At 60.9% G+C, this 12,347-nt stretch carries 8 protein-coding genes; 4 read left to right on the top strand and 4 right to left on the bottom strand.

Annotated features, from left to right (window positions below):
* The 4 genes from WFM46_RS20040 to WFM46_RS20025 form a co-directional block, all read right to left on the bottom strand.
* Nucleotides 1–179, bottom strand: a 179-nt coding sequence (locus WFM46_RS20040) for an SDR family NAD(P)-dependent oxidoreductase (protein ID WP_336998348.1), incomplete at its 3' end; no start/stop codon positions are given.
* 10 nt (nucleotides 180–189) lie between these two features.
* A complete protein-coding gene (locus WFM46_RS20035; protein WP_336998347.1) occupies nucleotides 190–720 on the bottom strand; it encodes a 2-oxo-tetronate isomerase in 531 nt (176 codons plus the stop codon).
* On the bottom strand, nucleotides 717–1,169 hold the full coding sequence (locus WFM46_RS20030; protein ID WP_103180823.1) for a DUF421 domain-containing protein: 453 nt from the start codon (nucleotides 1,167–1,169) through the stop codon (nucleotides 717–719). The genes WFM46_RS20035 and WFM46_RS20030 overlap by 4 nt, the downstream gene beginning before the upstream one ends.
* A gap of 9 nt (nucleotides 1,170–1,178) precedes the next feature.
* Nucleotides 1,179–1,685, bottom strand: coding sequence for a hypothetical protein (locus WFM46_RS20025; protein WP_263950320.1), 507 nt, complete (start codon nucleotides 1,683–1,685; stop codon nucleotides 1,179–1,181).
* A gap of 142 nt (nucleotides 1,686–1,827) precedes the next feature.
* On the opposite strand from WFM46_RS20025, the gene WFM46_RS20020 reads away from it, so the two are divergent.
* The 4 genes from WFM46_RS20020 to WFM46_RS20005 form a co-directional block, all read left to right on the top strand.
* Entirely contained in the window at nucleotides 1,828–2,220 is a 393-nt protein-coding gene (locus tag WFM46_RS20020; protein ID WP_336998346.1) for a YdeI family stress tolerance OB fold protein, read from the top strand.
* A gap of 250 nt (nucleotides 2,221–2,470) precedes the next feature.
* Nucleotides 2,471–4,120 carry a ShlB/FhaC/HecB family hemolysin secretion/activation protein gene (locus WFM46_RS20015; RefSeq protein WP_336998349.1) on the top strand — a complete coding sequence of 550 codons (1,650 nt, stop codon included), beginning with the start codon at nucleotides 2,471–2,473 and terminating at the stop codon, nucleotides 4,118–4,120.
* A complete protein-coding gene (locus WFM46_RS20010; RefSeq protein ID WP_336998345.1) occupies nucleotides 4,120–4,668 on the top strand; it encodes a toxin-activating lysine-acyltransferase in 549 nt (182 codons plus the stop codon). Before WFM46_RS20015 ends, WFM46_RS20010 begins: the two co-directional genes overlap by 1 nt.
* Nucleotides 4,661–12,347: two-partner secretion domain-containing protein (locus WFM46_RS20005; RefSeq protein WP_336998344.1), on the top strand; the 7,687-nt coding region annotated here is incomplete at its 3' end. The genes WFM46_RS20010 and WFM46_RS20005, both read left to right, overlap by 8 nt.

The raw sequence follows: 12,347 nt of genomic DNA, 5'->3' as shown, positions 1-12,347 counted from the left end.
GTCACATCGGCATTCACCGTGTGACACTTCACGCCGAAGCGTTCAATTTCGGCCCGCGCCGCCTCAAGGCTGGGGTCATCCCGGGCGATAATCCCCACGTGATAGCCCGCCTCTGCAAAACGCAGCGCCGTGGCTTTGCCCACGCCAGCCGTCGCTCCGGTGATCACCACAACGCTCATCATGCTCTCCTTAATGCAGTTGCTTTTTCCAGTGCGGGATCTGCCGCAACAGTTCAGAAAGCGCGTAACGAACCGCTTTCTCAATCACATCTTCACACTCGCCGGTGAAGTGCTGCACGGCGGTAGTGACCTCACCGCGAAAAGACCAACCAAACCAGACGGTGCCTGCCGGAGTGCCATCCTCACCGCCGTCCGGCCCGGCATAACCGCTGATGGCGATGCTGATATCCGCGTCGGCAAGCTCCAGTGCGCCCTGAGCCATCTCGCCCACCGTCTGGCTGCTGACGGCGGTATATTTTTCCAGGGTGGCATTGTTGACACCCATTACCTTGTGTTTAGCTTCGTTGTTAAAGGTGACCACGCCGGTACCAAAGAACGAGGCGGTATTTTTCTCGGCGCAGAGCGCAGAGGCCAGGTTGCCGCCGGTGCAGGATTCTGCGGTAGTAAGCAGCCAGCCCAGATCGATCAGGACAGTTGATACCTGGCTGGTGAGTTCTTTGGTGGTTTTGGCCTGGTTCCAGACATTTTCATTTTCTTTCATGATGCACTCTCTTCAGGAATAATCGAAATATGACCATTACGTTCAAGTATGGCGTATTTAATTTCTTCCAGAGTGGTTATGCCGTGATTTTGCCGGGCAGAGACCAGAATGTCGTCGCAGGAGACATCGACTTTCTTTAATTTTTCGTTTTGCAGTTCACCGTGCACCACCAGAATAACCGGGGAGCCGTCGATGGCCGATTCCGCACCGGATATATATTTTTTTACCATGCCAAACAGCATATCCACCACCACCAGCGTAATAATAGTGAGCATGGCGCCGGTGACGGAAAAATCATCCCCCAGCAGCGCCTGTTGCGTAGCTTCACTAATAATTAATAACAGGATCAGATCGAAGCTGGTCATTTGCAGCAGCGCCCGCCTGCCGGCGATTTTAAATACCACCAGCAAAATCAGATAAATCGCCACCGCCCTGAGTATCATTTCCATGTTGGTGCCTTAGGGATAGATAAATTGCCAGAAAGAGAGGCCCGGTTGATTATTTACCGTGACAGAGAGGTCGGTTTTGCCGGGGCGTTGTGGGGTGGTATAGAGCCAGACGGTTAAACCCTTGCGCGGTTCCTGATAAACCAACACGATCTCCCCGCCCTCGCTGTACATTTCATCGGGCTGGGGCCAGATATTATCGGTTTGCATCCGTTCCATATATTCGCCGCCGATGCGCAACGTCAGCGGCGTAGTACTCTGTTCTGGCACGCTAATTTTCAACTCAATGGGCGTTTGCAAGCGTCCAAAACGTTCATACTCCACCTGCAAATTACCCGGAGCGTTACTCTTTGTCGCTTCGCTAAAATAGCCACCAGAAAAAAGCCCTGACAGCGCAGCGGTGATAATGAGTATTAACAGAACAAAACCGAAGCGGTGCGCATCGTATTCAAACTGCAGGGCAGCATGACTCTGTTTGACGCCGGGCAATTCAGGGGGATTTTCTTTGGCTTTTGCCATTTATCACCTCACCGTCTCGTTAATTAATATTATGCAGCCAGATGATTTTTATCGATAAATTTGATTAAGACTGTTCCTGTTTGCAAAATAAAAAATAGCAACCAGGCTTAATCTGTCAAGCAGGCTAAACCAAGGAGGCTGTATGAAATTATCCGTCGCACCCTTATTGTGTTGTCTTATAATTCCGGCTGTATATGCCGATGATAATGGTGGACTGAAGAAAGATACTGCCCCTCCTCCACCGCACGCGCTGGATGATGGTTATCGTGGGGCGGAAGATGCCCGCATCATGACCGTGGAGCAGGCCAAAGAGATGCACGATGGGGCTACGATCTCCCTGCGCGGTAATCTCATAGAAGGTTCCGGCGGCGATAAATTTAAATTCCGCGATAAAACCGGCACTATTGATATGGTGATCCCCCAGGCGGTATTTGATGGCCGTACCGTCCAGCCCGATAATATGATCAGCATTAACGGCAGTCTGGATAAAAAATCAAATCCACCGGTGGTCCGTGTCGACCGTATTCAGAAATAGTGTAAATTTCACTTAAGTTTCTCGTGGATATTCCCGAATATCCACGAGAACCCTGAGGAATATATTCTCTAAACCTTAACCTACCAGATTTAAGGAGCCAAAAACTCGGATAATTCCGGGCTTTAGGATTAATCCCCCTTTCCTTCCCCTCGCAATACTTAAACAATTTTACACAAATTCACATTGCCTTCTTTATTGCTTACACAGCACGGATTCGCCGATGAAAGCCCGACATAATATTGCCCTGATAATGGCGACAGCCTCTGGTCTGTCTTTAATGGTCTCTGCCCATGCGGCGCCACCCGATAATCAATTTATTATTCAGCAGCAGCGCCAGAGAGCATTAGAGGAGCAATTAACCCCGCCGGTCCCGGATGTGCGCCTTTCAGAACCGTCATCCGGTTTTGGTAACATTGCCTTCCCGACCGAAACGCCCTGTTTTCCGATTAACCGCGTCGAGCTGAGCGGCGAGGAGGCCCTGCCCCACTGGGTGCCGTTGCAGCGTATTGCGGACCAGGCGCAGGGGCGCTGTCTGGGCGGCAAGGGCATTAACCTGCTGATGAGCACCCTGCAGAACCGCATCGTCGACCACGGCTGGATCACCACCCGCGTGCTGGCCCCGTCGCAGGATCTGAAGAGCGGCACCCTGAAGCTGGCCATCGTGCCGGGCACTATCCGCCACGTGAAACTGACCGAAGAGAGCGACGACTATATCCAGCTCTACAGCGCCTTCCCGGCTCACGAAGGCAACCTGCTGGATCTGCGCGATATTGAACAGGGGCTGGAAAACTTACAGCGCCTGCCAACGGTTGAGGCCAGTATGGAGCTGCTGCCGGGGGAAAACCCGGGCGAGAGCGACGTGGTCATAACCCGCAAGCAGAGCAAAATGTGGCGTATCGGCCTCTCGCTGGACGATGCCGGGACCGAAACCACCGGGCGCTACCAGGGCGGCGTGACGCTGTCGCTGGATAACCCCTTCTCGCTGAGCGATCTGCTCTATGTCTCTGCCAGCCACGATCTGAACGACAAGGGCGGCAAAGGGAGTAAAAACGTCACCGCCCACTACTCGGTGCCGTTTGGCTACTGGATGCTGGGCGTCACCGGTAGCGACTACGACTACCACCAGACCGTCGCCGGGCTGAACGAGGATTATCGCTACAGCGGTAAAAGTAAAAACCTCGACATTCAGCTCAGCCGGGTGCTGCACCGCAGCGGCTCACAAAAAACCACCTTCTCTTACGACGTGCTGGCGCGGGAGACCCGCAACTATATCGACGATACGGAAGTGGGCGTCCAGCGCCGTCAGACCGCGGCCTGGCGCATCGGGCTGGATCATCGCCACTACATCGGCCAGGCGACGCTGGATGCGGGCATCAGCTATCAGCGCGGCACCCGCTGGTTCGGTGCCCGGCCTGCGCCGGAAGAGTACTGGGGCGATGCCACCGCGCTTGGCAAAATTACCCTGCTGAGCGCCCAGCTCGATCTGCCGTTTGCCATCGGTACGCAAAACTTCCGCTACAACGTGCAGTACCTGCGTCAGATCAGCAACACGCCGCTGACGCCGCAGGATCAGTTCGCCATCGGCAACCGCTGGACGGTGCGCGGCTTTGACGGTGAGCGCACCCTCAGCGCCAGCCACGGCTGGTACGTGCGTAACGATCTGGCCTGGCGCACGCCGCTGCCGAACCAGGAGTTCTATCTGGGCGCCGACTACGGCGAAGTGGGCGGTTACAGTTCCGATCTCCAGGTGGGTAAACATCTGGCGGGCGGCGTAGCGGGCCTGCGCGGCAACGCCTTTAACACCGGCTACGACCTGTTCGCCGGGACGCCATTCTCGAAGCCGGACGGCTTTGAAACCAGCGATCTGACGCTCGGCTTTAACCTCAACTGGAGCTGGTGATGCGCGTCGGAGATCTGGATATCAAAGCGCCGCTGATCCTCGGCGGTGAGGAGAGCGAGGCCGAAGTGCTGGGCGCCACCGTCTGGCTGTGGATGCACTCCCCGATGCACCGGGATGCCCCGTTGCACGCCCTGCCCACCCTGCTGCTGCCGATCATCAAGCGCCGCCAGTACGTGCTGGTGAGCGAAAACGACCGCCCGGTCTTTTTCCTCAGCTGGGCCTGGCTGAACGAGGAGGCGGAAGCCCGCTACCTCACCCGCCCCGCCATCGAGATGCGAGAGGCGGACTGGGACTGCGGGGATCGGATCTGGTTCTGCGACTGGATCGCCCCCTTCGGCCATACCGCCGCGATGTATAACCTGATGCGTCGCGATATCTTCCCCGACCACGTCTGCCGCGCGCTGTATCACCGCGGCGCGGCGCGTGGCAAGCGCGTGATGCTGTTCCACGGCAGCCGCGTCAGCCGTCAACACGCCAGAGAGTGGCAACAGAATCACCCGCTCACCGTGAGCCTGCCGGAAGCGTTTAAAGGAATGAACCATGAATAAGAACCTGTACCGAATTGTCTTTAACAAAGCGCGCGGCATGCTGATGGTGGTGGCGGATATCGCCCGCTCCGGCCGCGCCGGTTCGTCCCGTTCTTCCGGCATTGGCCATACCCACAGCCAGCTTATCGGCAAGGTGAGCGCCTTAAGCTTTAGCCTGTGGCTGGCGATGGGGACCGTGCAGACGGCGCAGGCCACTATCGTGGCCGACGCCGGTGCGCCAAAAAACCAGCAGCCAACGGTCATCAACAGCGCCAACGGCACGCCGCAGGTCAATATCCAGACGCCATCTGCTGCGGGGGTGTCACGTAACAACTACACCCAGTTCGACGTGGACCAGAAAGGGGCAATCCTCAACAACTCGCACAAAAACGTGCAGACCAACATTGGCGGCATGGTGGCGGGCAACCCGTGGCTGGCAAAAGGCGAAGCCAAAGTGATCCTCAACGAGGTGAGCTCCCGCGACCCGAGCAAGCTGAACGGCATGATCGAAGTGGCGGGTAAAAAAGCCCAGGTAGTGATCGCCAACCCGTCAGGCATTACCTGTAGCGGCTGCGGCTTTATCAACGCCAACCGCGCCACTCTCACCACCGGCCAGCCGCAGATGAAAGACGGCGCGCTGACCGGGTTTAACGTCGAGCGCGGCGAAGTGGTGGTCGAGGGCGCGGGGATGGACACCTCCGGCGCGGATTACACCGACATCATTGCCCGCTCGGTGAAGGTTAACGCCGGGCTATGGGCCAACGATCTGAAGGTCACCACCGGGCGCAACAAGGTGGATGCCGCCCACGAGACGATCGAAAAAGGCAGCGACGATCCTGCCACCCGCCCGCAGCTGGCGGTGGACGTGGCCAGCCTCGGCGGCATGTACGCAGGCAAAATCCGCATGGTCGGCACCGAGAGCGGCGTCGGGGTACGTAACGCCGGGGCCCTTGGTGCCCAGGCGGGCAGCGTGACGATCTCCGCTGACGGCCGCATCGAGAACAGCGGTACCCTGCGCGCTGGCGACAGTGCCAGCCTGCAAACCGCAGGGGAAGTGAACAACAGCGGCGTGATGACCGCCGCGAATAACGTCCGGGTGAACGCGGCCAGCTTCACCGGCACTCAGCAGAGCGTGCTGGCCGCCGGGGTGAAAAGCGACGGCAAGCTCGCCGATGCGGGCGATCTGGAAATCAGCACCCGCGGCCAGCTAAGCGCCCACGGGCAAACCCTGGCGGGCGGCAATCTCAGTGCCAGCGGCCAGGGGGTGGACGTCAGCGGCAGCCAGACCCAGGGTAAACGCGTGCTGCTGGACGGCGGCGCGGAAGGCGTGAGCACCGCCAGCGCGAAGGTTAACGCCAGCGAACTGACTGTGCGTACGGGCAAAATGCTCAATAACAACGGCGGCACGCTGGGGGCGGAGACCATCAGCGTCAGCGCCCACGACCTCAGCAACCAGAAAGGCAACATCGTCCAGCGCGGCAACAGTACCCTGGCGGTAGACCTGCCAGGCGCCCTCAATAACCAGCAGGGGCAGATTGGCGCGGCGAACGGCGTGCAGCTTAAGGCCGGGACCCTCGACAACACCGCCGGGCAGATCGTGGCGGTAGCGGGCAACACCCGGCTTGAGGCCGGGAGCGTAAACAATCAGCAGGGGTTGATCTCAGCTAGCGCGGGTGACGGCGAGATTGCCAGCCAGCAGGCGGTGAACAACGCCAAAGGCCGCATTGAGGCGGCGAAAACTCAGCGCATAAGCGCCGCAAGCCTCGACAACCAGCAGGGGGTGATTGTCGCCGACGGCGCAACCCTGGCCCTCAACGGCGGCGCCCTGGATAACCGCGACGGCGCCCTGCTCTCTCAGGGCTCCCTTAATCTTGAGAGCGGCGCGCTGAATAACCAGCGCGGCTTCCTGGCGAGCGAGGGCGATTTTAGCCTGAGCGCGGGGGCTATCGACAACACCGACGGGCAGATTGGTGCGAACCGGACGTTGACCGCCGGGTTCGACACCCTCGCCAATAACGGCGGCGCGCTGAAGTCGGTCGGGGCTATGACCCTCAGCGGCGGCCTGCTGGATAACAGCCAGGGGACTACCTTCTCCGGCGAAAGCCTGAATTTCAACGGCGGCACGCTGAACAATACGTCCGGGCAGCTTGCTGCGACAGGGAGCCTGTCGCTGGGCACCTCGCAGCTCATCAATAAAAAAGGGGTGCTGCAGGGTGACGGCGTAAACGTCACCACTGATGCCCTCGATAACCGCGACGGCACCCTGAACAGCCTGGGGGCACTGAACCTCTCAGCGGACAACGTGAATAACCAGGCCGGCACCCTGGCGGCCAGCGGCGCGGCGGATGTGGCGGCAACGAACCTCGATAACCGCAACGGCGGACGGGTGATTGGCGAGGCCGATACCGCCCTGAATACCAGTAACCTGCAGAACGGCGGCGGAGAGATCCAGTCGGTGGGCGACCTGCTGCTCGACAGCGCCCAGGGTATGGTGGATAACGTCTCCGGGCTGATCCGCAGCGGCAAAAGCGTGACCCTCACTGCCCTGGAATTTGTTAACACCAGTACGCTCGGCGAGAACCAGGGGCTGGAGGGCCAGAGCCTGGCGCTGAACACCGGGAGTCTGGATAACCAGCGCGGCAGTATCCTGGCGAATAACACCCTGAGCATCAATAACAGCGGCGTGCTGAACAACGGCGCGGGGGTGCTGGCCTCGGGTGATACCCTGGATCTCAGCGGTAGCGCCCTGAATCTGCTGAACGCGGACGGCACCCTGAAAGCGGGTAAAGCGCTGCGCGTGGAGGCTCAGTCTCTGGATGCTAGCGGCCAGCTGCTGTCGCTGGGGGATATGACGCTTCACAGCACCCGCGGCGTGAACAACAGCGGCACCACCCTCGCCAACGGCAACCTGACGTTCACCACCGATGGCGATCTCACCAACAGCGGCCAGCTAATGGCGGGCAGCGCCCTCAACGTGCAGAGCGCGAATCTTAATAACCTCGCCAGCGGTGAAATCAACGCCGGCAGCACCACCCTGACGGCCCGCGGCACGGTACGCAACACCGGCCTGATCGACGGGATCGCCACCCGCATCAACGCCAACACCCTGACCAACACCGGCACCGGGCGGATTTATGGCGATGCGGTGGGGGTAAATGTGGGTACCTTTAACAACCTCGCCGAAAACGGCACCGCAGCGACGCTGGCCGGGCGCGAGCGCGTCAACCTCGGCGTGCAGACCCTGAACAACGCCGATCACGGCCTGATCTACAGTGCGGGCAGCATGAGCATCGGCGGCGCGCTGGATGATAACGGCGCCGTCACTGGCCGCGCCGCGACCATTAACAACCACAGCTCGACCATTGAATCCGCCGGGGATATGGCGATTGCCGCCGGGCAGATCAATAACATCAACGACCACTTCTCCACCGAGGTGGTGCGGGTGTCGCAGGAAGAGCTCACCGACTATCAGCACACGGGCTCAACCAACCGCTGGAGTTCGACAGAAAAAGGCGTCTGGGTGGATGACAACTCTTCCGACGGACTGCGTAACCTGAATACGCCAGAAGACAGCGGCGCAAATAACGACAACTTCAACCAGTACGACTACACCCGCACCATTGACGAAACGCGCATCAAAGAGAGCGACCCGGCGAAGATCCTCGCCGGGGGCAACCTGCTGATGACCGGTGACAAACTGTTTAACGACAAGAGCCAGGTGATTGCAGGCGGCACCCTGGCAATCGACCAGATGGGCAGCGTGAAGAACGAGGACGTGCCCGGCAAGCGTTACACCACCGATGAGGGCACCGTCACCCACTACTACCGTATTCGCCACAAAGGCGACGATGAGCAAGGGCGCGACCGCACGGCATACACCCCGCCCACCACCATTCAGGACATCTCCCTGAAGCCGGGCCAGCTGATCAGCAACGGCAGCGTCGAGGGCAGCAATCTCAGCATCACTCCGCTGGTACTACAGGGAACGGACGTGACCATTGGCCAGGCCGCCGGGGTGAAACCCGCCCCGCAGCAGACCGTTTCGCCGGGCGAGCCGGTGTCCCCACCTGCCGGACAGCAGTTTGAAGTGACCCCGGCCGACGGTGCGATCCGCATTATCGGCCCCAACACCACCCTGCCGGACAACAGCCTGTTCAAGGTGAACCCGTCGGCGGAGGTGCCGTACCTGGTGGAGACCGATCCGCGCTTTACCAACGAGCGCCAGTGGCTCGGCAGCGACTATATGCAGGACGCCTTTACCGCCGATGGCGACAACACGCTGAAACGGCTGGGGGATGGCTACTACGAGCAGCGCCTGATCCGCGAGCAGGTGATTGGAATCACCGGCCAGCGCTATCTCGACGGCTACAGCAACGACGAAGAGCAGTACAAGGCGCTGATGGATCGCGGTATCACCTTCGGCAAGCAGTACGACCTGAAGATTGGTGTGGCGCTGACGCCAGAGCAGATGGCGCTGCTGACCGGGGATATCGTCTGGCTGGTCAACACCCGGGTGAAGATGCCGGACGGCTCCACCGAGAACGTGCTGGTGCCGCAGGTCTACGCCAAAGTGAAACCGGGCGATATCGACGGCTCCGGCGCGCTGATTGCCGGGAACAACGTCTCCATCAAGCTTAACGGCGACCTGTTTAACCGTGGCACCCTTGCCGGGCGCAAAGTCCTGCAACTGGACGCCGACAACATCACCAACCAGACCGGGACGATTCAGGGGGCGGACGTCAACCTCAACGCGCGCACCGATATCAACAATATCGGCGGTGCCATCGTGGGTGACAACAGCGTGCTGGCCAGCGCCGGACGCGATATCAATCTCACCAGCACCACCCTCAGTGCCGACAGCGTTAACGGCGAGAACCGCTTCGCCCGCACCACCATCGACAGCGTCTCCGGCATCTACGTCCAGGGCGACGACGGCAAACTGGCGTTGCAGTCCGGGCGGGATATCACCCTGACCGGCGCACAGGTGATCGCCAGCGGCGAGAACGGCAAAGCGCAGCTGGTGGCCGGGCGGGATATGACCCTCAACGATCTTCAGACCGCCAGCCGCGATAGCCTGGTGTGGGATGGCGACAACAGCCTGAAACAGGGCCAGACCAACAGCATCGGCAGCGAGGTGACCGGCAAAGGCGACGTCACCCTGGCCGCCAGGAATGACCTCAACGCCCGCGCCGCTGCCCTCTCCGCCGGGCAGGCGCTGAACGTCAGCGCCGGGAATAACCTGACCCTGACGGCAGGCGAAAACAGCCAGGATCTGGACGAACGGCATAAAGTGGTGGGCGGTAACGGCTGGCTGTCGAAAACCACCACCACCACTCGCGACCAGATTGCCCGCCAGACGGTGCAGAGTAGCGAGCTGAACGGCGACACCGTTAACCTCACCGCCGGAAACGATCTCACCGTCCGCGGCAGCAACGTGGCGGGCACGGGGGATGTGGCTCTGCTGGCGGGTAACAACCTGAGCGTGGAGACCCAGGCCGAACGCAATAATGAGCTGCACCAGAAGCAGGAGAAAAAATCGGGGCTGCTGAGCTCGGGCGGGATCGGCTTTAGCGTCGGCACACAGAGCATCAAAACCACCGACACCGGCGCGGACGCGACCCAGGCGGGCAGCACCGTCGGCAGCGTCGACGGCGACCTGACCCTGCGGGCGGGAGATCGCCTGACGGTGAGCGGCTCCGATCTGGTGGCGGGTCAGGACATGACGCTCACGGGTAAAAATGTCGACATCACGGCGGTGAACAACCGCAGCCAGCAAACCCATGAGGTGGAGCAGAAAACCTCCGGGCTGACCCTGGCGCTCTCCGGCACCGTCGGCAGCGCACTGAACAGCGCCGTCGAGGCCTCCCAGCAGGCGAAATCCTCCGGCAGCGGCCGCCTGCAGGCGTTGCAGGGCGTGAAGGCCGCGCTCTCCGGCGTGCAGGCTGCCCAGGCCGCGCGGATGGATCAGGCGCTGGGAGCGGATGCCTCTAACACCAATACCGTGGGCATCAGCCTCTCTTACGGCAGCCAGTCGTCGAAATCGACCCAGTACAGCGAGCAGAACACCGCCCAGGGCAGCACGCTTAACGCCGGGCGCGATCTGAGCGTTGTCGCCACCGGCAGCGGCGCGCGCGGCGCGGACGGAGATCTGACTGTGGAAGGCAGCCAGCTGAAGGCGGGCAACGATCTGACCCTCGCCGCCAACCGCGATCTGTATCTGCGCTCGGCGCAAAACACCCAGCTGCTGGACGGTAAAAACGAGAGCAAGGGTGGCAGCGTCGGGGTGGGCATCGGGTACGGCTCCGGCGGCGCGGGCATCAACATCTCCGCCAGCGTCAACCGCGGCAAGGGTAACGAGAGCGGTAACGGCACCACCCACAGCGAGACCACCGTGGACGCGGGCCGCCAGGTGAATATCCTGACCGGACGTGACGCCACCCTGACCGGGGCGCAGGTGAGCGGCGAAACGGTGAAAGCGGACATTGGCCGCAACCTGACCCTCACCTCCGAGCAGGACAGCGATCGCTACGACTCGAAGCAGCAGAACGCCAGCGCGGGGGGCAGCTTCAGCATCGGCTCTATGACTGGTTCGGCCAGCGTCAACCTCAGCCGCGACAAGATGCACAGTAACTACGACTCTGTCGTGGAGCAGACCGGGATCTTCGCCGGCAAAGGCGGCTACGACGTCACCGTGGGCGAGCATACCCAGCTCAACGGGGCGGTGATTGGCTCAACGGCTACCGCTGACAAAAACCGTCTCGATACCGGCACCATTGGCTTCAGCGATATCGAAAACCGCGCCGACTTCAAGGTGGAACACCAGAGCGTGGGCATGAGCACCGGGGGCAGCATCGGCAGCCAGTTTGCCGGGAATATGGCGAACGGCCTGCTGGTGGGGGCGAACCGCGACGGGCATGACAGCAGCACCACGCACGCCGCGGTATCGGACGGCACCCTGATTGTTCGCGACCAGGATCGTCAGGTCCAGGATGTCAATCAGCTCAGCCGCGACGTGGAGCACGCCAACCAGACCCTCTCCCCTATCTTCGACAAAGAGAAAGAGCAGGAGCGGCTCCAGCAGGCGCAGCTCATCGGTGAGATTGGCAATCAGGTAGCGGATATTGCCCGCACCGAGGGGAGCATCCGCGCCACCAACGCGGCGAAAGAGAAGCTGAAAAACGTCAACGCGCAGGATCTGCAGGAGGCGAAAGCGGCGTGGGAGAAAGCCAACCCGGGCAAAACCGCGACTCTTGAAGACATTAACAGCCAGATCTACCAGACAGCGTATAACGACGCGCTCAGTGCCTCCGGCTTTGGCACCGGCGGGCAGTATCAGCAGGCGATTCAGGCGGCGACGGCAGCGGTTCAGGGGCTGGCCGGGAGCGATCTCAGTGCCGCTCTCGCGGGCGGTGCTGCGCCATACGTGGCGGAGGTGATTGGTCACTACAGCGGTCTGAACGACGTGGGCAAAGTTGCCGCCCACGCGGTGGTCAACGCTGCGCTGGCCGCCGCCCAGGGGCAAAACGCGCTGGCGGGGGCCGCCGGGGCCGCCACGGGCGAGCTGGTGGGGATGATCTCCAAAGAGATGTACGGGAAATCTGCCGATGAGCTGGATGAAACGCAGAAGCAGACGGTTTCTGCGCTGGCGACGCTGGCGGCGGGGCTTTCCGGCGGCCTGGTGGGCGACAGCTCTGCGTCTG

The sequence above is a fragment of the Leclercia sp. M50 genome (genome assembly GCF_037150775.1).
GTDB lineage: Bacteria > Pseudomonadota > Gammaproteobacteria > Enterobacterales > Enterobacteriaceae > Enterobacter.
Note: the sequence above shows the minus strand (reverse complement) of the source record. Positions and strands in the feature narration are given on the sequence as shown.

Coding starts and splice junctions, on each gene's coding strand:
- WFM46_RS20015 (WP_336998349.1), top strand. CDS start 2,471: ATGGCGACAGCCTCTGGTCTGTCTTTAATGGTCTCTGCCCATGCGGCG.
- WFM46_RS20020 (WP_336998346.1), top strand. CDS start 1,828: ATGAAATTATCCGTCGCACCCTTATTGTGTTGTCTTATAATTCCGGCT.
- WFM46_RS20035 (WP_336998347.1), bottom strand. CDS start 720: ATGAAAGAAAATGAAAATGTCTGGAACCAGGCCAAAACCACCAAAGAA.
- WFM46_RS20010 (WP_336998345.1), top strand. CDS start 4,120: ATGCGCGTCGGAGATCTGGATATCAAAGCGCCGCTGATCCTCGGCGGT.
- WFM46_RS20025 (WP_263950320.1), bottom strand. CDS start 1,685: ATGGCAAAAGCCAAAGAAAATCCCCCTGAATTGCCCGGCGTCAAACAG.
- WFM46_RS20030 (WP_103180823.1), bottom strand. CDS start 1,169: ATGGAAATGATACTCAGGGCGGTGGCGATTTATCTGATTTTGCTGGTG.